Consider the following 21,200-nt stretch of genomic DNA (forward strand, 5'->3'; position numbering starts at 1 on the left):
ACGTACGCGGCACCGCCGCGATGAGGGATACAACATGCGCGTAATGGTCTTGGGTAGCGGCGTCATCGGTACCGCCAGTGCTTACTATCTGGCCCGTGCCGGGTTTGAAGTGGTGGTGGTCGACCGGCAGCCAGCTGCGGCCATGGAGACCAGTTTCGCCAACGCCGGCCAGGTCTCGCCGGGCTATGCCTCGCCGTGGGCTGCGCCGGGCGTGCCGCTGAAGGCGATCAAGTGGCTGCTGCAACGCCACGCCCCTCTCGCGATCAAAGCTACCGCCGACATCGACCAGTACCTGTGGATGGCGCAGATGCTGCGCAACTGCACCGCCAGCCGTTATGCGGTGAACAAGGAGCGCATGGTGCGTCTGTCCGAGTACAGCCGCGACTGCCTCGACGAACTGCGCGCCGAAACCGGTATCGCCTACGAAGGCCGCAGCCTCGGTACCACTCAGTTGTTCCGCACTCAGGCGCAACTGGATAACGCCGCCAAGGACATCGCCGTCCTGAAGGAATCCGGCGTGCCGTTTGAAGTCCTCGACCGCGCCGGCATCGCCCGCGTCGAGCCAGCCCTGGCTGGCGTGACCGACATTCTCGCCGGTGCCCTGCGCCTGCCGAACGACCAGACCGGCGACTGCCAGATCTTCACCACCCGTCTCGCCGAAATGGCGGTGAAACTGGGCGTGGAATTCCGTTTCGGCCAGGACATCCAGAAGCTCGACTTCGCCGGTGATCGCATCAACGGCGTGTGGATCGACGGCAAGCTGGAGACCGCCGACCGCTACGTGCTGGCCCTCGGCAGCTACTCGCCCCAACTGCTCAAGCCGCTGGGCATCAAGGCCCCGGTGTACCCGCTCAAGGGCTACTCGCTGACTGTGCCGATCACCAACCCGGCGATGGCCCCGACTTCGACCATTCTCGACGAGACCTACAAGGTCGCGATCACCCGTTTCGACAACCGCATCCGCGTCGGCGGCATGGCCGAGATCGCCGGTTTTGACCTGTCGCTGAACCCGCGTCGACGCGAAACCCTGGAGATGATCGTCAACGACCTTTATCCTCAGGGCGGCAATCTGGCCGAGGCAAGCTTCTGGACCGGCCTGCGTCCGACTACGCCGGACGGCACGCCGATCGTTGGCGCCACGCCGTTCAAGAACCTGTTCCTCAACACCGGTCACGGCACGCTCGGTTGGACCATGGCGTGTGGTTCCGGTCGTTTGCTGGCCGATCTGATGGCGAAGAAAAAGCCGCAGATCAGTGCTGAAGGCCTCGATATTTCCCGTTACGGCAACAAGCCACAGGAGTCCGCAAAACATGGCAATCCAGCGCCAGCTCACCAATGAGCGCATGAGTCAGATCGTCAGCCACAACGGCACCGTGTATCTGGCCGGGCAGGTCGGCGACGACTTCGACGCCGGGATTGAACAGCAGACCCGCGAGGTACTCGCCAATATCGAGCGCTTGCTCGATCTGGCCGGGACCGACAAACAGCATCTGCTGTCGGCAACGATCTACCTGAATGACATCGAGGCGCACTTTGCAGGGATGAATTCGGTGTGGGACCAATGGCTGCCCAAAGGCGCTGCCCCGGCCCGTGCCACCGTCGAAGCGAAGATGGCCAAGCCGAGCATCCTGGTCGAGATCTCCATCGTCGCTGCGCTGCCGTAACACGTAGTAAAGATCCCTCTCCCGGTGCTGTTGGCGGTTCACGCCGTCAGCCAGCGCCGGTTTTTCTTCCCATGACCGCCAAGAAGTCTGCTGCCATGCGTCCTGCCCGTGCCCTGATCGACCTAGAAGCCCTGCGCCACAACTACCGAATTGCCCGCGAAGTCACCGGCGCCAAGGCGCTTGCGGTGATCAAGGCCGATGCCTATGGCCATGGCGCGGTGCGCTGCGCCCAGGCACTGGAAGCTGAGGCCGACGGCTTTGCGGTTGCTTGTATCGAAGAGGCGCTGGAGCTGCGCGCCGCCGGCATTCGTGCCCCGGTGTTGTTGCTTGAAGGGATTTTCGAGGCCAATGAGCTCGCGCTGATCGTCGAGCATGATTTCTGGTGTGTGGTGCATTCGCTGTGGCAGCTCGAAGCGATCGAGCAGGCAGGGCTGAGCAAACCGATCACCGTGTGGCTGAAGCTCGACTCCGGCATGCACCGCGTCGGTCTGCATCCGAAGGATTACCAGGCGGCCTATCAACGGCTGCTGGCCAGCGGCAAAGTGGCGAAGATCGTGCTGATGAGCCACTTCGCCCGCGCCGATGAGTTGCACGAACAGAGCAGCGCCGATCAGGTCGCAGTATTTGAAACCGCGCGTCAGGGCCTGGCGGCCGAAGTCAGCCTGCGCAATTCGCCGGCCGTGCTCGGTTGGCCGCAGATCCACAGCGACTGGGTACGCCCGGGCATCATGCTTTATGGCGCGACGCCGTTCGAAGAATCCAACGCGGTGGCGGAGCGCCTGCGACCGGTGATGACGCTGGAATCGAAAGTGATCTGCGTGCGTGAGTTGCCTGCTGGCGAACCGGTGGGTTACGGCGCCAGATTCATCACCGACAAGCCGATGCGCATCGGCGTGGTTGCCATGGGTTACGCCGACGGCTATCCGCGTCAGGCACCGACCGGCACGCCAGTGCTGGTGGCCGGCCAACGCAGTCGCATCATCGGCCGCGTGTCGATGGACATGCTGTGTATCGACCTTACCGATGTGCCTGAAGCGGGCCTGGGTTCGACTGTCGAGTTGTGGGGCAAAAATATCCTCGCCAGCGAAGTGGCGAAGTGGGCTGACACCATTCCCTACCAGATCTTCTGCAACCTGCATCGAGTGCCAAGGCTCTATTCCGAGGGTTGAAGCCGCTGCGGAGCCCACGTGTTGTAAATACTGAACGCTGTCGCCATGATAACGCTCAATATTCTTACAACATCAGGAGGCTCCCGCCTTGGACGTCGGTGAACGACTGCAATCGATCCGCAAGCTCAAAGGGCTTTCCCAGCGTGAACTCGCCAAGCGCGCGGGCGTCACCAACAGCACCATTTCGATGATCGAAAAGAACAGCGTCAGCCCTTCGATCAGTTCGCTGAGGAAGGTGCTTGGCGGCATTCCCATGTCCATGGTCGAGTTCTTTTCCGAAGAAATACTCCAGGAAATACCGACCCAGATTGTCTACAAGGCCAACGAGCTGATCGACATTTCCGACGGCGCCGTGACCATGAAGCTGGTCGGGCGCGCGCACCCCAGCCGCGCTATCGCCTTCCTCAACGAAATCTACCCACCGGGCGCCGACACCGGCGAAGAAATGCTCACCCACGAGGGCGAGGAAACCGGGATTCTGGTCGAAGGTCGTCTGGAATTGGTGGTGGGCCTGGAAACTTTTATTCTCGAAGCTGGCGATAGCTACTATTTTGAAAGTACCAAGCCGCATCGTTTCCGTAATCCGTTCGATTTACCTGCGCGACTAATCAGCGCAGCAACACCAGCGAATTTTTAAAGATAGAGGCGCCAGGCCATGACGGCGAAGGCGTTCGGACAGTTTATCTACCGTGCGGTATAACCCCTTCGACTATGGGGTTGTTTCAGTGTGGCGGGCTACCCGCTATACTTGCGCCCGCCTGCGAACCGTGGCCGCAGGCGTGAATAGCCACCATTGAGGGTGAACGCGTGAACCTAATTATGAAAATGCTGGCTGCACCAGCAACCGTACTGGCCCTCTGGGCTGTCAGCGCTCAAGCTGCGACGAATGACGACATCGCCAAGCGCCTCGAGCCTGTTGGCCAGGTGTGTGTCCAGGGTCAGGAATGCAAGGGAATGGAAGTGGCTGCAACTGCTGGCGGTGGTGATGCCAAGACTCCAGACTCAATCATTGCCAAACATTGCAACGCTTGCCATGGCTCCGGCCTGTTGGGTGCGCCGAAGATTGGTGACACCGCAGCGTGGAAAGAGCGTGCCGATCACCAGGGCGGCCTCGACGGCATCCTGGCCAAGGCCATCACCGGCATCAATGCGATGCCGCCAAAAGGCACCTGCGCCGATTGCACCGATGCCGACCTGAAAGGCGCGATCGAGAAGATGTCCGGCCTGAAATAAGCCGCGTTTCTGATGAAAAAAACCGTCTTCGGACGGTTTTTTTGTGCCTGCGATTCAAGCCTTGGGCTGTCCTTTGCAGCAAAGTCGAGGCAAGCTCGGTCTACCTCTATTCACGGAACGGGCAGGAGGCTTCAGATGGTGCAGTTGTGTTCGATCGAACAGGCAGTGGACGACGTGCTCGCGCGGTTGCCGGCGCATATCCACATGGGCTTGCCGCTGGGGTTGGGCAAACCCAATCACTTCGTCAACGCGCTGTACCGGCGAGTCAAAGGGCTGCCCGAGCGGCAACTGACGATCTACACCGCCCTGTGCCTTGGCCGGCCGAATCTTGGCGACGGTTTGCAGAAACGCTTTATCGAGCCTTTCGTCGAGCGCGTTTTCGGCGATTACCCGGAGTTCGATTTTCTCGCCGACCTGCAACGTGACAGTCTGCCGGCCAATATCCGCGTCCAGCAGTTCTTCATGCAGCCCGGCAGCCTGCTCAACAGCGCGCCGGCCCAGCAGAATTACGTCAGCAGCAATTACAGCCACGCCGCCCGCGACATCAACGCCGCCGGCCTGAACCTGGTGGCGCAACTGCTCGCCAGCAGCAGCGAACATCCTGACCGCCTGAGCCTGAGCTGCAACCCGGACATCACCCTCGACCTGTTGCCGATGATCGCCAAGCGCCGCGCCGCCGGGGAAACCATTCTGCTGGTCGGTCAGGTACACAGCGATCTGCCGTACATGCCCGGCGATGCCGAGGTCGATATCGACACCTTCGACCTGCTGATCGACGCGAAGGACAGCAGCACGCTGTTTTCCACACCGAACATGCCGGTGGGGTTTCAGGACCATTTCATCGGTCTGCACGCCAGCACCTTGGTGCGTGATGGCGGCACGTTGCAGATCGGCATCGGCTCGATGGGCGATGCGCTGACCGCCGCGTTACTTGCACGCCAAGCCGATAACGCCGGTTATCAAGCGTTGCTCAGTGACATCAACCTCAGCCAGTGGGCGCAGTTGATCGATCGCGAGGGCGGCACCGGGCCGTTTGCCAAAGGTCTGTACGGCTGCAGCGAAATGTTCGTCAACGGCCTGCTGGTGTTAGCGGATGCGGGGATTATTCGGCGCAAGGTCTATCCCGATGTGCCCACCCAGGAACAAGCCAACGCCGGCACCCTCGACGAGGCGGCGCAGACTGACGGCATCTCGGTGCACGGCGGGTTCTTCCTTGGGCCGCGCAGTTTCTACGCGCGTCTGCACGAAATGACGCAAAGCAAGCGCCTCGAATTCAACATGACCCGCATCAGCTACATCAACGAGTTGTATGGGCAGGAAGAACTCAAGCGTTTGCAGCGCCTCGATGCGCGCTTCATCAACACAGTGTTCACCATGACTTTGCTTGGCGCGGGCGTGGCCGATCAACTCGAAGACGGACGAGTGCTAAGCGGTGTCGGCGGACAGTACAACTTCGTGGCGCAGGGGCATGCGTTGCACGATGCGCGTTCGATTTTGATCCTGAGAAGCTGGCGCGAATCCGGTGGTGACGTCAGTTCCAACATCGTCTGGGAATATGGCCACTGCACGATTCCACGGCATCTGCGCGATATCGTCGTTACCGAGTACGGCATCGCCGATCTGCGCGGCAAAACCGACGCGGCGGTGATCGAGGCATTGTTGAATATCAGCGATTCACGCTTCCAGCCGGGATTGATCGAACAGGCGCAGAAGGTCGGCAAGCTGCCGAAGGATTTCCGCATCGATCCGCGTTTTGCCGAGAACACGCCGCAACGCTTGCAGGCGATTGCCGCGCGACATCCGAACCTGTTTCCGGAATATCCGTTGGGCTGTGATTTCACGGCGATCGAAAGGGATCTGCTGCGGGCGCTGAACTGGCTGAAGAGCAAATTCAAGCTGAGCGAGATTCTGGAGTTGGGCAAGGCAGCGCTGGATGCGCCGGAGCCTTCGCTATATCCCGAGCACCTTGAGCGCATGCAACTTACAAACCCGGAAGGCCTGAAAGAAGACCTGTTCCAGCGCCTGCTCCTCACCGGCCTCAAAGCCACCACTCAATAACTGCCCATCGCAAAACCCACTGTGGGAGCGAGCCTGCTCGCGAAAGCGGTGTATCAGTCAACCAAAATGTCGACTGACCCTAAGCATTCGCGAGCAGGCTCGCTCCCACAGGGGTAATGCGGTATTGCTGGATTATTCGATGAAGGTTACAACGCCATCCTTCAGCGATTTAACGCGGGCCAGCGATTCAACGCGATAACCCTGCGAATCCAGCTCGGCACGGCCGCCCTGGAACGACTTCTCGATCACGATGCCCAGGCCGGCAACGGTGGCGCCAGCCTGTTTGATGATCGAGATCAGCGCCTGGGACGCCTTACCGTTGGCCAGGAAGTCATCGATGATCAGCACGCGGTCGCTGCTGGTCAGGTGACGCGGGGAGATGGCCACGGTGCTTTCGGTCTTTTTGGTGAACGAATAAACGGTCGCCGACAGCAGGTTTTCGGTCAGGGTCAGGGACTGTTGTTTGCGGGCGAAGATCACCGGCACGCCGAGGTTCAGACCGGTCATGATCGCCGGGGCAATGCCCGAGGCTTCGATAGTGACGATCTTGGTGATGCCCGAATCCTTGAACAGCGAGGCGAATTCGTCGCCGATCAGCTTCATCAGGGCCGGGTCGATCTGGTGGTTCAGGAAGGCGTCGACCTTCAGGACCTGGTCGGAAAGCACGATGCCTTGTTCGCGGATTTTCTGGTGCAATGCTTCCATGAAGCTGTCCTCGTTCGGCGCTTGTGCGCCCTAAGCTTTAAAAAAAGTGGTCAATTCTAGCGCTTTAACATCGCGCGTATATCAGCCAATGCGCTGTTGCCGCGCACGGCTTTGACTTCGGTCGGTGTGTCGTCGTTGCCTTCCCACGCCAGATCGTCCGGCGGCAGCTCATCGAGGAAGCGGCTCGGCGCGCAATCGATGATCTCGCCGTACTGCTTGCGCTTGGCGGCGAAGGTGAAGGCCAGGGTCTGACGCGCGCGGGTAATGCCCACGTAGGCCAGGCGGCGTTCTTCTTCGATGGTGTCGGCTTCGATGCTGGAGCGGTGCGGGAGGATTTCCTCTTCCATGCCCATGATGAACACGTATGGGAACTCCAGACCCTTGGACGCATGCAGCGTCATCATCTGCACGCCTTCGGCGCCGTCCTCTTCTTCCTGCTGACGTTCCAGCATGTCGCGCAGGACCAGTTTGCCGATGGCGTCCTCGACGGTCATTTCGCCTTCTTCGTCCTTCTCGAGGGTGTTTTTCAACGCTTCAATCAGGAACCAGACGTTACTCATCCGGTAATCGGCAGCCTTGTCGCTGGAGCTGTTGGTGCGCAGCCAGTTCTCGTAGTCGATGTCCATGACCATGCTGCGCAGCGCCGAGATCGGGTCTTCGCCGGCACACTGCTCGCGGACCTTGTCCATGAAGCGCTTGAAGCGCGACAGGCGATCGGTGAAGCGGCTGTCCAGATGCTCGCCCAGGCCGATTTCGTCGGTGGCGGCGTACATCGAGATCTTGCGTTCGGTGGCGTAGTTGCCAAGTTTTTCCAGGGTGGTCGAGCCGATTTCACGGCGCGGCACGTTGATCACCCGCAGGAAGGCGTTGTCGTCGTCCGGGTTCACGATCAGGCGGAAGTAGGCCATCAGGTCCTTCACTTCCTGACGGCCGAAGAAGCTGTTGCCGCCGCTCAGGCGATACGGCACCTGGTGGTGCTGCAGTTTCAGCTCGATCAGCTTGGCCTGGTAGTTACCGCGATAGAGGATCGCGAAATCGCTGTACGGGCGGTCGGTGCGCAAGTGCAGGCTGAGGATTTCCATGGCCACGCGCTCGGCTTCGGCGTCCTCGTTGCGGCAGCGGATCACGCGGATCTCATCGCCGTGGCCCATCTCACTCCACAGCTGCTTCTCGAATTCGTGCGGGTTGTTCGAGATCAGCACGTTGGCGCAACGCAGGATGCGGCTGGTGGAGCGGTAGTTCTGCTCGAGCATCACCACTTTCAAGGACGGATAGTCGTCCTTGAGCAGCATCAGGTTTTCCGGCCGTGCGCCGCGCCAGGCGTAGATCGACTGGTCGTCGTCGCCTACTACGGTGAACTGGTTGCGCTTGCCGATCAGCATCTTTACCAGCAGGTACTGGCTGGCGTTGGTGTCCTGGTATTCGTCGACGAGCAGATAGCGAACCTTGTTCTGCCACTTTTCGAGAATGTCGGCGTGCTCTTCGAAGAGTTTTACCGGCAGCAGGATCAGGTCGTCGAAGTCCACCGCGTTGAACGCCTTGAGCGTGCGCTGATAGTGGGTGTAGACGATGGCGGCGGTCTGCTCTTTCGGGTTACGCGCGTTTTCCAGCGCCTGCGGCGGCAGGATCAGGTCGTTTTTCCAGGCGCCGATCATGTTCTTGATCTCGTCGACGCCGTCGTCGCCCGCATATTCCTTTTGCATGATGTCGGTCATCAAGGACTTCACGTCGGTCTCGTCGAAAATCGAGAAACCGGGTTTGTAGCCCAACCGCGCATGTTCCTTGCGGATGATGTTCAGGCCCAGGTTGTGGAAGGTGCAGACCGTCAGGCCGCGACCTTCGCCGGCACGCAGCAGGGTGCCGACCCGTTCCTTCATCTCGCGCGCAGCCTTGTTGGTGAAGGTCATGGCGACGATGTACTGGGCGCGGATGCCGCAGTTCTGGATCAGGTGCGCGATTTTGCGCGTGATCACGCTGGTCTTGCCGGAGCCAGCACCGGCGAGCACCAATAGAGGGCCGCCGACGTAGTTCACGGCTTCTTGCTGCCGGGGATTGAGTCGGGACATACGAAAATTCGGGAGTCGTTGACGAAATGGGCCGGCATTTTAACAGGCTCAGCGATTTGTGCTGGTCTGTCCGACTTGTGACGTACCACGCGATTCAAATTTGCCGGTTTTGTTACTTTCACGCAGGATGCGCGGAGATTTTGCGGCTAATGTTCTCATTCGTGACACAAAATAACGTTCTGATAACCATTGTCATTTGGTCATTGAAGGGCGCAACGGCATAATGCCCCGCCCACATCATTGCAGAGTCTAGGGAGCTAGCTTGTCTACGCCTGTCGAACCCTTGCGTTTGCTGCTACTGGCCGAAGAGCCAGCGTGGACAGCGTTATTGCGCGAGTGTCTGGCTCCGATGGGGAGCGCGGCGGTGCTGATCAGCGCGCCGAGCTGGGAGTCGGTCAGCAGTTTGTTCGAAGACAACCGCCACGCGGTGCTGTTGACCCTTCCGGCGTTGCAACCGGCCCCGGGCCGTTGCAGCCTGCCAACGGTATTGCTGCTGGATCACGAGCCGGCCACCGCGCCCGTTGGTGTCAGCGACTGGCTGGTGTTCGATGCCCTCGACGCCGGCATGCTGCGCCGTTGCCTGCGCCACGTGCGCGAACGTGGCGTGCTGGAAAACACCCTGCAACGCCTCGCCGAACAGGATCCGCTCACCGGCATCGCCAACCGCCAGGGTTTCCAGACCTTGCTGGCGGCGCGCCTCGCGGAAAACGACGGCCGTGGCCTGGCCCTCGGGCATCTTGATCTCGATAACTTCCGCCATGCCAACGACGCCCTCGGCCATCAGGCCGGCGATCGCTTGATTCTGCAAGTCGTCGCACGGCTGAAAAGTCAGTTGGAGGCCGGTGATCAACTGGCGCGGCTGGGCAGCGACGAATTCGCCTTGCTGATCGACACCCGCCGTGCACCGCAACGCGCCGAGTGGATGGCCGAACGCATCACCGAGGCCTTGGCCGAACCTTACTGGGTCGATGGCGAAAGCCTGTTGATTGGTTCGAGCCTTGGCATCGCCCATGCCCGCGCACAGGGCGGCGCCGATCCGCTGATGTGGCATGCGCACATTGCCATGCAACAAGCGAAAAGCACGCAGGGCTGCACTTTTCATATCTTCAACGAACGCATCAACCGCAACGCGCGGAGCATGGCCGACCTCGAAAGCGAGCTGCGCCGGGCCTTGCGTCGCGATGAACTGGAACTGCACTACCAGCCACGGCTGAATCTTGAGGACGGCCAGATCGTCGGCCTCGAAGCCTTGGTACGCTGGCGCCATGGCGAACGCGGGCTGCTGCCGCCGAGTGAGTTCGTGCCACTGGCCGAGCAGAGCGGTTTGATCGTGCCGCTAGGCTACTGGGTGATTTCCCGTGCCCTGCGCGACATGCAGGCGCTGCGCGAGCGAGGTCTGCCGGCGCTGCACATGGCAATCAACCTGTCGTTCCGCCAGTTTCAGGACAGCCAGTTGCTGCCGACGCTCAGTCGGTTGATTGCCGAACGCGGCGTCGAGGCGCAGTGGCTGGAGTTTGAACTCACCGAAACGGCCGTGATGCGCCGCAGCGATCTGGTCAAACAGACCATGGACGCCCTCGGTCGCCTCGGCGTGCGTTTCTCGCTGGATGACTTTGGTACCGGGTTCTCGTCGTTCGTGCACCTCAACAGCCTGCCGATCACCTTGCTGAAAATCGACAAGAGCTTCGTCGGCGGTATGGAGCAACGCGAAGAGAATCGCAAACTGGTGCACGCGATGATCAACCTCGCGCACAACCTGCACCTGGAAGTGGTGGCCGAAGGGGTGGAAACTCCGGAGCAGCTGGAACTGCTGCGCGGGTTTGGATGCGATCAGGTGCAGGGGTATCTGATCAGCCGGCCGTTGCCGTTGGCGGAATTGGTTGAATATCTAACCTTCGGTTCTAGCCAGCAGCCAGCCCTCGAAGTTGTGAGCTGAACACAAAACCTAATGTGGGAGCGGGCTTGCTCGCGAAGACGTCGTGTCAGTCAGAGCATGTGCTGCCTGACCCACCGCTTTCGCGAGCAAGCCCGCTCCCACAGGGGAATTTTATTCAGCCTGAGCGATATTGAAGCCTTGCGATTGCGGCTCACGCCGAATCATCCGCTTCATTTTCCATTCAAACGCCAGCGTCAAACTCACTGCCGCACACGCCAGCCCCAGCGCCAGCCCCCACCAGACCCCCGTCGGCCCCCAGTTCAGGTGGAATGCCATCCACCACGCCGCCGGCGCGCCGATCAGCCAATAGCAAGCAAGCCCGACCAGGAATGTGGTTTTGGCATCCTTGAGTCCACGGATGCAACCCATGGCAATGGTCTGCGTGCCGTCGAACAACTCGAACCACGCCGCTACGGCCAGCAGGCTCACGGCCAAGCGGATCACCTCGGCAAACGCCGGATCGTTATGGTCGAGGAACAAGCCGACCAACTGATTCGGCAACAGCCAGAACACCATGGCAAATGCCAGCATGACCACCGCGCCGAAGGCGATGCCGACCCGGCCGGACATTCGCGCATCGAGCAGTTGCCCGGCGCCGTAATGCTGGCCGATACGCATGGTGATCGCGTACGACATACCGGCGGGCACCATGAATGCCACCGAAACGATCTGCAGAGCGATCTGGTGCGCGCCCATTTGCGTGCTGCCCATGGTGCCCATGCACAGCGCCGCAAAGGCGAACAAGCCGACTTCCACTGCGTAGGTGCCGCCAATTGGCAGGCCGAGGCGCCAGAGTTCCTTGAGGTATTGCCGGTTCGGCCGAGACAGCCCGGTGCGCAACGGATAAGCGTCGTAGGCCGGATGCCGACGAATGTGCCAGGCCAGCGCCAGCGCCATGCAGTTGGCAACAATTGCCGTCACCAGCCCGATCCCCATCAACCCCGGTTTCGGCAAGCCGAACATACCGGTGATCAGTGCGTAATTGAGCAGAAAGTTAGCCACGGTGCCGCCGAGGCTGATAACCATCACCGGCGTTGCCCGGCCAATGGCGCTGGTGAAGCCGCGCAGGGCCATGAAGCTCAGATAGCCGGGCAGGGCGAAGGGTAGGGCGATCAGAAATTGCCCGGCAGCGATGACGTTGGTTTCGGTCTGGCCGAACAGCAACAACAGCGGTTTCAGATTCCACAGCAGTAAACCGGCGCCGAGCGCCATCAGCCACGCCAGCCACAAACCAGCCTGGGTCAGGCGTGCAGCGCCAATGATGTCGCCAGCGCCCTGACGGATCGCCACCAGCGTGCCGACGGCAGCGATCACACCGATGCAGAAAATCGACACGAACGAATAGCTCGCTGCGCCCAGACCGCCGCCGGCCAGCGCTTCGGGGCTGATGCGCGCCATCATCAGGGTGTCGGTCAGCACCATCAACATGTGCGCCAACTGTGAAGCAATCAACGGCCCCGACAGCCGCAGGATGGCCCTGAGTTCGTTACGCACAGGATGCTGCATGGTGATCACCACTCATCAACAGAGGGAACAGAAGAGCGTCGATTCTCGGCGCTTGGCAGGGAATGCACAAAGGGATAAAACGGATGGGTCGCATGATTAAAACTCATCCTGAACAGATTCTGATAAGTTGGTCGCATCCCGCTGTAGGAGCTTTCGCAATGTCTCGTCGTCTTCCTCCTTTGTATGCCCTGCGCGCATTTGAAGCAGCGGCGCGGCACAGCTCGTTCACCCGTGCGGCCGAGGAGCTGTCGATCACCCAAAGCGCGGTGAGTCGGCACATACGCACGCTTGAGGAACATTTCGCCTGCCGACTGTTTCACCGCAGCGGCCGCAACCTGCAGCTGACCGAAGCGGCGCGCCTTTTACTGCCCGGCATCCGCGAGGGTTTCACTGCCCTTGAGCGCGCCTGCAATACCTTGCGCGCCGAAGACGACATCCTGCGCATGAAAGCGCCGTCGACCCTGACCATGCGTTGGCTGCTGGCTCGCCTGAGTCGCTTCCGCCATTTGCAGCCGGGCAACGAAGTGCAACTGACCAGTGCCTGGATGGATGTCGATTCGGTGGACTTTAACGATGAGCCCTTCGACTGTGCCGTGTTGCTCAGCGACGGCCATTTCCCGCCGGACTGGGAGGCCAGCCTGCTGTTTCCCGAGGAACTGATCCCGGTGGGCGCGCCGAACCTGCTGAACGATCAACCATGGGATGTTGCGCGTCTGGCGTGCGCCGAGTTGCTCCATCCCACCCCGGATCGCCGCGACTGGCGCAGCTGGCTGGAGCATATGGGGTTGGCCGATCAGGTCTCGCTCAAGGGCGGGCAGGTGTTCGATACACTCGAGTTGGGGATGATCGCGGCGGCCCGCGGTTATGGCGTGTCGATGGGTGACCTGTTGATGGTCGCCGAGGATGTTGCGCAAGGTCGCTTGAGTCTGCCTTGGCCAACGGCGGTGGCCAGTGGACTTAATTATTACCTGGTGTGGCCGAAAACCCGTCCCGGGGGTGAACGTTTGCGCCGCCTCAGCGATTTCCTGCAAGGCGAAGTCCGCGCCATGGTGCTGCCGGCGGTCATGCGCTTGAGCTGAAACGTTCGAGCCGTCACAATGCTGGCCCTGTGCTATAACCCTGCTATCCGCTCAAGTATTCGGGTCTACCGCCGAATACGTGCATGTGGAGCCGTCGTGCCGGTATCCACGATTCACCCCCACTATTAGAAAATTATCCGAGCTGCGGTCAAGGAGGACCGGAAAGTTCGGCCAGGAGCTGTCCATGTCTCAACCTCGCGCTCGGATCGCCTCGCAGCTGGGCCTCGCGCTCGCCGTGATACTGGCGATAGTCATTAGCGGCAGTACAGTCTTTGCTTTGCGTTCACTGGATACGGCCAACCTTGCTACCCGTGAAGAGCACCTTGCCAGTGAAGCGCGTCTGCTCGCAGACCAATTGAGCACCTTCCACGGCACGCTGCGCGAAAGCACCCAGCGTCTGAGCGGGCTGTTCGAGAAGCGTTTCAGCGCAGGTTTGAGCATTCACCCGAGTGAGCCGGTGACCGTCGCCGGGACCCAGACACCGGGTCTGCACTTGGGCAGTGAAGTGCTGAACAACAACTTCAAGGAAGTCGACGAGTTCAAGCAGATGACGGCGGGCGTTGCCACGCTGTTCGTGCGCAGCGGCGAAGATTTTGTCCGCGTCAGCACCTCCCTGACCAAGCAGGACGGTACCCGCGCCATCGGCACTCTGCTCGATCACGCGCATCCGGCCTATGGGAAGTTGATCGCCGGGCAGAGCTACGTCGGCCGCGCCTTGTTGTTCGATCGCTCCTATATGACCCAATACACCCCGGTGCGTGATAGCAGCGGCAAGGTGATTGCGGTGCTGTTTGTCGGCTTCGATTACACCGACGCGCAAAACGCCCAGTTCGACAACCTCAAGCGCTTCCGCATCGGTCAGACCGGTTCGCTGGCGCTGCTGGATGAGCAAAACAAATGGCTGGTGGCTCCGGCGGGTGTGCAGACACTGGATCAGGCGGTTACGGTAATCGGCGGCCTGGCCAAAACCCCTGGCAAAGGCCAGTTCTGGAGCGACAAGGCTGAAGACTTCTACAGCGTTTCGGTGCCATTCGACGGCGGGCCGTGGGCAGTCGTGGCAAGCATGCCGAAAGCTGAAATCCGGGCGGTGACCTGGAGTGTCGGCACTCAACTGGCGATCGGCAGTTTGCTGGCAATGTTGCTGGCGGTCGGTTCGGTGGTCTGGCTGCTGCGCAGCAAACTGGCGCCGCTGAGTGATCTGGTGCGTCAGGCCGAAGCCTTGGGCGCCGGTGATTTGAGCGTGCGCCTGAACGTGACAAGCAACGACGAGATTGGCCAGCTGTCCCGTGCGTTCAATCAGATGAGTCAGGCGCTGTCGACCATGGTCGAGCACATCCGCCGCTCTTCGGAAGAGGTCAACAGCCGTGCACAAGCATTGTCCGGTCTGTCCGGCGGTGCGTATGAGGGTATGGAACAACAGTCTGGCGAGATCACCAGCATGGCTGGTGCGGTTGAAGAATTCAGTGCGACCTCGCTGAATATCGCCGACAACATGGGGGCCACCCAGCGCCTGGCACAGGAAAATGCTCAGCAGACGCAGATCGGTCGCACCTCGATGGACGAAGCATCTTCGTCGCTTGAGCAAATCGCTGGCGCTCTGAACACCACCGCCACCGTGATCAACACCCTCGGCCAGCGTTCGCAGGAAATCGGCGGCATCGTCAGTGTGATCACTTCGATCGCCGAGCAAACCAACCTGCTGGCACTCAACGCGGCCATCGAAGCGGCCCGCGCCGGTGAACAAGGGCGCGGCTTTGCGGTAGTGGCCGACGAGGTACGCAACCTCGCTTCGCGCACCCGTCAGGCGACCGATGAAATTTCCGGCATGATCCAGAGCATTCAGCAGGAAACCGGCAACGCGATCAGCACCATGGAACAGGGCAATGTGCTGATGCAGGAAGGTCTGTCGCGTAACGCCAATGTCGCTTCGGCGCTGGCGCGAATCGACGAGCAGAGCCGTTCGGCGGGGCAGCAGTTTGCAGCGATCACCACGGCGACGCAGGAGCAGAGCAGCACCGCGACGTTGTTGAGCAGCAACTTGCAGAGCATTGCGCTGGCCAACAGTGAGCAGCGTGAGGTGGTTTCCAACCTGGCCGTGACGGCCAAGGAGCTTGAGAAGCTGGCGGCGGATCTGCGTTCCGAGGTTGATCGCTTTCGTTGATGTGCGCCTGAAATAGCTATCGCGAGCAGGCTCGCTCCTACAGTGTCCGGTGCGAATCACAGATTTTGTGAAGATCCGGATCCCCTGTGGGAGCGAGCCTGCTCGCGATTGCATCACTGAAGATCTTCGGCAGAACATGCGGTCTGTCGATCTAATACACTTGCTGAAACGTTTCCGCAGCGCTATAAAAATGGCACAACTCCAATAAAGGCTGCTGCCATGACCCCGCTCAAACTCGTCGCCGCCCTCGGCGCATTCTCTGCTGCTTCCCATGCCATGGCCTGGGATTACGTCCTCCTCGACGCTGACAAACCCGCGCAGAACTGGACCATCACCAGTGAGCAGCTCGGCGTGAAAACCGACAAACCCTTCTCGGTAAGCCTGCGTACCTTGCACGGTGGGCGGCAGGAAGGCGTCAGCATCGTCGACATCGATAACGGCACGATGAAACTCTCGGTGGTGCCGACTCGTGGCATGAACGTTCTGCACGCCTCCGTTGGCAACGTGCGAATGGGTTGGGATTCGCCGGTCAAGGATGTGGTTAATCCGGCCTTCATCGAACTCAATGGCCGTGGCGGTCTGGGCTGGCTGGAAGGTTTCAACGAGCTGGTGACCCGCTGTGGTTACGAATGGGTCGGCCACCCCGGCATGGACAATGGTGAGCTGCTGACCCTGCACGGACGCGCCGCCAACATTCCGGCCAGCACTGTCACGCTGCACATCGATGAAAAACCACCCTACGCCATCAGCCTGCGCGGCGAGCTGAAAGAGCAAGCGTTCAAGAAAGTCGATTTCTCGGTCGTCACTGAACTGATCACTGAGCCCGGCAGCGCGCGTTTCGCACTCAACGATACGCTGACCAACAACGGCGATTATCCAAAGGAATACCAGGCGCTGTATCACAGCAACTTCAGTACACCGTTCCTCGAACAGGGCGCCCGTTTTGCTGCACCGGTAAAACAGGTCTCGCCTTTCAACGACAAGGCCAAAGGCGATTTGCCCGACTGGCAGACCTACCGCGCCCCGACCAAGGACTACGATGAAACCGTCTACAACGTCGTGCCCTATGCCGACGCCAAAGGCGAAACCCTGACCGTTTTGCACAACAAGGCCGGCAGCCTGGGTGTCTCCGTAGGCTTCAACACTCAGCAGTTGCCGGTGTTTTCCCTGTGGAAAAACACTGACACCCAAGGGCAGGGCTATGTCACGGGGCTGGAGCCGGGCACCAGTTTTTCCTACAACCGCCGCTATCAGCGTCCGCTGAATCTGGTGCCGACCATTGCACCCAAGGAACATAAGCAGTTCCAGATCAGCTACAGCCTGCTCGCGGACAAGGGGGCTGTGGATAACGCCTTGAAGCGTGTGAGCGAGATTCAGGCCGGGCGTGAAACCGAAGTGCGGCAGACGCCTCTGGTTGATCTGACCGAGCATTAAGGTGTCGCTGGCCGGTATTGCAGCGCTTCGGCCAAGTGATCACGGCTGATTGCATCGACTTGCTCAAGGTCTGCCAGGGTTCTGGCGACTTTGAGCAAACGATGGGCCGAGCGCAGCGACAACGTCAGTCGCTCACAGGCGGACTCCAGCCAGGTTTCGTCGGCTGTGGATAACTTGCAGTGCCGCTTCAACCCCGGCAGATCGAGAAACGCATTGGCACAGCCCTGACGCTTCTGCTGTCGTTCGCGTGCCTCGGCCACCAATGCCGCAGCGCTGGCACTGTCTTCTCCCGGCTTTACCTGCGGGTTCAACGCCGTCGCTTCTCGCGCCACTGTCAGGTGCAAGTCGATCCGATCCAGCAACGGTCCCGACAGCTTGTTGCGATAGCGCTGCACCATGTCCGGCGTGCAGGAACACTTGCCGCTCGGCTCGCCAAGATATCCACAGGGACACGGATTCATCGCCGCCACCAGTTGGAAGCGCGCAGGAAAGCGCACGCGGTCCTTGGCTCGGGCAATCACGATATGACCGGACTCCAGCGGCTCGCGCAGCACCTCCAGCACCTTGCGATCAAACTCCGGCAGTTCATCGAGAAACAGCACGCCGTGGTGGGCGAGGGTGATTTCGCCGGGTTGCGGTTTTGAGCTGCCACCCACAAGCGCCGGGCCGGATGCGGAATGGTGCGGCTGGCGAAACGGCCGCTGTGGCCAATGGGTCAATGGCACGCCGCTGGCGACAGATTGAATCGCCGCAACCTCAAGGGCTTCGCATTCAGACAACGGCGGGAGCAACCCCGGCAATCGACTGGCCAACAATGTCTTGCCCGTTCCCGGTGGCCCGCTGAACAACAGGTTGTGCGCGCCTGCCGCCGCAATCAGCAAAGCGCGTTTGGCTGCCATTTGCCCTTGCACTTCGTTGAGGTCGGGATAGGGTCTGGCGGCATGGATCAAACCATCCGACACGTAGGGTTCCACTGGCGTATGCCCATTGAAATGCGCCACTGCTTCCAGCAGATGATCCACCGCAAACACCTTCAACCCTGAAGCCAGACACGCCTCCTCGGCATTCGCTCGCGGCACCACCAGCGCACGCCCGGCCTTGCGCGCCGCCAGTGCCGCCGGCAACACCCCGCGCACCGGCCGCACGGCACCGGATAACGCCAGCTCACCGAGGCATTCCACCTCATCCAGCGTCAGACACGGCACCTGCACACTCGCCGACAGTATCCCCAAGGCAATCGCCAGATCAAACCGCCCGCCATCCTTGGGCAGATCCGCCGGCGCCAGATTCAGGGTGATCCGCCGCGCCGGAAACTGCAGCCCGGAATTGATGATCGCGCTGCGCACCCGATCCTTGCTCTCCTTCACCGCCGCTTCGGGCAGACCGACCATGGTCAGCGACGGCAGGCCGTTGGCCAGATGGACTTCGACAGTGACAGCGGGAGCATCCACGCCAATCTGGGCGCGACTGTGGACGATGGAGAGGGACATGGTCGTTCCTTGAGCTGAATCGGGGAGCCGCTTCCTGCGGGTTTTTTAAGGGTAGTTGAGCCGGGTTTCAGTGCTGAAATAGAGGTTTACAAGACGTATCAAGACTCGATGGGCTGTCACTGCTTGCCTGAATTGGAGCGTTGACTCTCGCCCGGCATTGACGGATCATCCCGTTCGAGGACTGCAACTGCGCATTCGTCGGGACTGGGCACCAGCAAAAGCTCCCCCGCATTTTTGGCAGCAGAGAAAGCTGGTTTCTCTGAAGTAGTGACGACGGGCTAGCCTGTCGGATTCTGAACCCAAGGCCGTAAAGCTAGGAGCTAAAGAATCGCTGCGACTACTCCTCAAAAAATACTTAAAAGGCGTCCATTGGACGCCTTTTTTATTTCTGATTGGATGATGCCCGTGGTATCTGCCCCACCAACGTGCCATGCGCGCGCTTTTGCGGGTACCAAGTCACCACGAAGTAACCAAATCCTGTGGCGCGCTCGTGTCGCGGTTCAAGAATCAGTGTTCCCATAGATGTCTTCAGTACCGCGACCCTGTTTCCACATCGCTGTTCTTTGAACTCGCAATAGATTTGCGCTCCCGGGACGATCATTTTCGCAACAATCGCTGCTACCCCATCGACAGTCTGGCAACCATGTTTGAGCAAGTCGGCTCTATGGGCTTCCCATACGTGTACTACGCCAAAACCGCTATTCGCTCGGCGGTGAATACCTACTCGCAAATAAATTTTCCCGCCTGGCAAGCCGAACTTTGGCATATCGGGGATCGTGCCGAAGATGTAACCGCCATCTGGATGCTGAACCAGCGTGTTTTCTTTGAGTTTGAGCAAGTCAGACAAGAGGGATCCAGAACCAGAGTGTCTGGCGATCAATGTGATTCGTCTGCAATTCGACTTGTTGGATCGACCAGCGCAGGCGAAAGCCACCAGCGTAATCACAGGGAACAACTCACGGAATCAGGCGCAGACGCTGATTTTTGTAGGGCCGCGCCCTAATAGTTGTAGGACGCCGGCGAAAGGGTTTCGACGGTCTTGTATCGCGGAGTCGGATGCTCCAGTTTGCCCGCTCAATGCAGCCTCTGGAGACGAAAAATGATCCGCAACGGTATGCGCCCGATTCATCCGGGCGAGGTTCTGAGTAAGGAACTCATGGAGCCGTTGGGCATGACTGTCATGGATCTGGCCATGCCCATGAACTGGCCGGAAAGTGAGATCGAAAAGCTTATGAAGTGCCAACTGAGGATCTGCGCAGATCTGGCAATCAGACTTGCTGTTCATCTCAAGACTACGCCTGAGTTCTGGATGAATCTTCAGTCGACTTATGATTTGCGCAGGGCCCAGCTCAGGCAGGCGGGCTTATAGCGACTGCAGCATCCGCGAAGCTCTTTTCCACCAAGGCCCCGTTATTGGGCGCTTTGGCTCTTTACGTTCCACCACCATCAACGGCACATCCTGCAACCGTATCCACGGCTGGTTATTCCAGTGCAATAAACTCAACGTCATGTCCGGCCAATTGAGCAGGCTCAGGTGTGGGCGTTCGGTTGTGGTGGGGTGTTGGGCGTCGCGCAGGGTGGGGATGACTTGGTGGGTGAGCCATTCGCGCAGGGCTCGGTATTCGGGGCAGTAGTGGTAGACGAGGAGGGCATAGATGCCGGATTCGCTGATCAGCAGGGTGTTTTCGATCTGGTTGTGGATGAGGGTTTTGCGGGTTTGGTATTGGTCTGAGTCGAGTTTTCGCAGCATGCGTTCGTTGAGGTAGATGTGCAGCAGGCGACTCAGGTCTCGGGCGCAGAACCAGGGTTGGTTCTGGATCAGGAGGGCGTGGAGGGGGAGTTTGTGGCGGGTGAAGATGTGCGGGGTCAGATAAGTCTCTTCTTGATTCATTGAGCAGTTCCTCTTGCTTAAGGGGCTGCCCTCAATCGTCGCCAAACGATTGGGTGGCAGTTGTACGCGGGTTGGCGAACCGGAGCAAAAGGAACCCGGCAGACCCGAAGGCCTCCCACGCACAACCGCCATGAAACGATGTGGCGGTAAATGTAGCCGCCATCATGGTTGTCGTGCGCCTTAAGCTGCTCGGGTCGCCAAACCCGGTGCTGAACATTCAGCATCGGGTGAGCTTAGAAACCTGGACTTTTCGGCGCAATCGGACGGCGGTGGTGCAGGTGTAGGACGTTGCCGGGATGGTTGAAGGGCTGGAGATCAAAAGATCGCAGCCTTCGGCAGCTCCTACGGGGGGCGCGGATTATTCAGCGGGCGGTGTCAGCTTTGCTTCCATCTCGGCCACTTTCGCTTCGAGGCTTTCGAGGCGAGCGCGAGTGCGGGCCAGCACGACCATCTGACTATCGAACTCTTCACGGCTGACCAGATCGAGTTTGCTGAAGGCGCTCTGCAGCAGCATCTTGAACTGGCTTTCGATTTCGGCTTTCGGCAGCGGGGTGTCGCCGCTGAACAGGCGGGAGGCGGTGCCGCTCAGGGCGTCGAGGAAGTCTTTGGGCGCGAGCATGGGAAGTATCCTGTAAACAATGGCCGGCAGTGTATCACGCAGTGTCTATAGTCAATCTCGCAGGCAGGGATGCACGCTTTTCGCGCAAGCGGACAGACGGCGACGCACCGTTGTTGTGCGTATCCGCGACGCCTTTTGCACGGGAGCGCCTGCGGCAGCGGCCAAGGGATTGAAATCAGTGGGTTTTGG

General features: G+C 60.1%; 18 protein-coding genes. 11 read left to right on the forward strand and 7 right to left on the reverse strand.

Annotated elements, in window-relative coordinates; genetic code table 11:
• Positions 1-34: 34 nt before the first annotated feature.
• From dadA to CKW18_RS06130, 6 genes are all read left to right on the forward strand, one after another.
• Positions 35-1,339 (forward strand): D-amino acid dehydrogenase, encoded by a 1,305-nt coding sequence (gene dadA / locus CKW18_RS06105; protein WP_095187936.1) that lies wholly within the window; start codon positions 35-37, stop codon positions 1,337-1,339.
• Positions 1,311-1,664 carry a RidA family protein gene (locus CKW18_RS06110; protein ID WP_042561737.1) on the forward strand — a complete coding sequence of 118 codons (354 nt, stop codon included), beginning with the start codon at positions 1,311-1,313 and terminating at the stop codon, positions 1,662-1,664. The genes dadA and CKW18_RS06110 overlap by 29 nt, the downstream gene beginning before the upstream one ends.
• 95 nt (positions 1,665-1,759) lie before the next feature.
• Complete coding sequence (gene alr, locus CKW18_RS06115; protein ID WP_095187937.1) at positions 1,760-2,833, forward strand: alanine racemase; 1,074 nt, start codon at positions 1,760-1,762, stop codon at positions 2,831-2,833.
• An 88-nt stretch (positions 2,834-2,921) separates the two neighbouring features.
• Entirely contained in the window at positions 2,922-3,470 is a 549-nt protein-coding gene (locus CKW18_RS06120; protein WP_025112726.1) for a cupin domain-containing protein, read from the forward strand.
• 182 nt (positions 3,471-3,652) lie between these two features.
• A complete protein-coding gene (locus CKW18_RS06125; protein WP_064389547.1) occupies positions 3,653-4,066 on the forward strand; it encodes a cytochrome c5 family protein in 414 nt (137 codons plus the stop codon).
• A gap of 135 nt (positions 4,067-4,201) precedes the next feature.
• The gene (locus tag CKW18_RS06130; protein ID WP_095187938.1) at positions 4,202-6,124 is read left to right on the forward strand and encodes an acetyl-CoA hydrolase/transferase C-terminal domain-containing protein; all 1,923 of its coding nucleotides are present in this window, start codon (positions 4,202-4,204) and stop codon (positions 6,122-6,124) included.
• Positions 6,125-6,256: 132 nt separating this feature from the next.
• Here CKW18_RS06130 and CKW18_RS06135 read toward each other — a convergent pair whose 3' ends face one another.
• The gene (locus CKW18_RS06135) at positions 6,257-6,829 is read right to left on the reverse strand and encodes a xanthine phosphoribosyltransferase (RefSeq protein ID WP_007920398.1); all 573 of its coding nucleotides are present in this window, start codon (positions 6,827-6,829) and stop codon (positions 6,257-6,259) included.
• A gap of 56 nt (positions 6,830-6,885) precedes the next feature.
• On the reverse strand, positions 6,886-8,895 hold the full coding sequence (gene rep, locus CKW18_RS06140; protein ID WP_095187939.1) for a DNA helicase Rep: 2,010 nt from the start codon (positions 8,893-8,895) through the stop codon (positions 6,886-6,888).
• A 262-nt stretch (positions 8,896-9,157) separates the two neighbouring features.
• Here rep and CKW18_RS06145 point away from each other — a divergent pair, with 262 nt between their 5' ends.
• On the forward strand, positions 9,158-10,831 hold the full coding sequence (locus tag CKW18_RS06145) for a bifunctional diguanylate cyclase/phosphodiesterase (protein WP_095187940.1): 1,674 nt from the start codon (positions 9,158-9,160) through the stop codon (positions 10,829-10,831).
• A gap of 111 nt (positions 10,832-10,942) precedes the next feature.
• Here CKW18_RS06145 and CKW18_RS06150 read toward each other — a convergent pair whose 3' ends face one another.
• Positions 10,943-12,337 carry a NorM family multidrug efflux MATE transporter gene (locus CKW18_RS06150; RefSeq protein ID WP_095187941.1) on the reverse strand — a complete coding sequence of 465 codons (1,395 nt, stop codon included), beginning with the start codon at positions 12,335-12,337 and terminating at the stop codon, positions 10,943-10,945.
• Between the two features lie 158 nt (positions 12,338-12,495).
• Between CKW18_RS06150 and CKW18_RS06155 the strand changes: the two genes are divergently transcribed.
• The 3 genes from CKW18_RS06155 to CKW18_RS06165 all read left to right on the forward strand — a co-directional run bounded on the left by CKW18_RS06155 (position 12,496) and on the right by CKW18_RS06165 (position 17,011).
• A complete protein-coding gene (locus CKW18_RS06155; RefSeq protein ID WP_095187942.1) occupies positions 12,496-13,416 on the forward strand; it encodes a LysR substrate-binding domain-containing protein in 921 nt (306 codons plus the stop codon).
• A 184-nt stretch (positions 13,417-13,600) separates the two neighbouring features.
• Entirely contained in the window at positions 13,601-15,577 is a 1,977-nt protein-coding gene (locus CKW18_RS06160; protein WP_095187943.1) for a methyl-accepting chemotaxis protein, read from the forward strand.
• Between the two features lie 219 nt (positions 15,578-15,796).
• On the forward strand, positions 15,797-17,011 hold the full coding sequence (locus tag CKW18_RS06165; protein ID WP_095187944.1) for an aldose 1-epimerase family protein: 1,215 nt from the start codon (positions 15,797-15,799) through the stop codon (positions 17,009-17,011).
• Here CKW18_RS06165 and CKW18_RS06170 read toward each other — a convergent pair.
• Together CKW18_RS06170 and CKW18_RS06175 are read right to left on the reverse strand one after the other, a co-directional pair.
• On the reverse strand, positions 17,008-18,501 hold the full coding sequence (locus CKW18_RS06170; protein ID WP_095187945.1) for a YifB family Mg chelatase-like AAA ATPase: 1,494 nt from the start codon (positions 18,499-18,501) through the stop codon (positions 17,008-17,010). The two genes, CKW18_RS06165 and CKW18_RS06170, sit on opposite strands and share 4 nt — an antisense overlap.
• A 382-nt stretch (positions 18,502-18,883) precedes the next feature.
• Entirely contained in the window at positions 18,884-19,348 is a 465-nt protein-coding gene (locus CKW18_RS06175; protein WP_095187946.1) for a hypothetical protein, read from the reverse strand.
• Between the two features lie 252 nt (positions 19,349-19,600).
• Here CKW18_RS06175 and CKW18_RS06180 point away from each other — a divergent pair, with 252 nt between their 5' ends.
• A complete protein-coding gene (locus CKW18_RS06180; protein WP_095187947.1) occupies positions 19,601-19,870 on the forward strand; it encodes a HigA family addiction module antitoxin in 270 nt (89 codons plus the stop codon).
• Here CKW18_RS06180 and CKW18_RS06185 read toward each other — a convergent pair.
• Together CKW18_RS06185 and CKW18_RS06190 are read right to left on the reverse strand one after the other, a co-directional pair.
• Positions 19,865-20,392, reverse strand: coding sequence for a Bro-N domain-containing protein (locus CKW18_RS06185; RefSeq protein ID WP_095187948.1), 528 nt, complete (start codon positions 20,390-20,392; stop codon positions 19,865-19,867). The genes CKW18_RS06180 and CKW18_RS06185 overlap by 6 nt on opposite strands.
• 358 nt (positions 20,393-20,750) lie before the next feature.
• A complete protein-coding gene (locus CKW18_RS06190) occupies positions 20,751-21,011 on the reverse strand; it encodes an accessory factor UbiK family protein (protein ID WP_007920416.1) in 261 nt (86 codons plus the stop codon).
• Positions 21,012-21,200 lie beyond the last annotated feature (189 nt).

The organism is Pseudomonas sp. Irchel 3E19 (genome assembly GCF_900187585.1).
GTDB classification, from domain to species: domain Bacteria; phylum Pseudomonadota; class Gammaproteobacteria; order Pseudomonadales; family Pseudomonadaceae; genus Aquipseudomonas; species Aquipseudomonas baetica.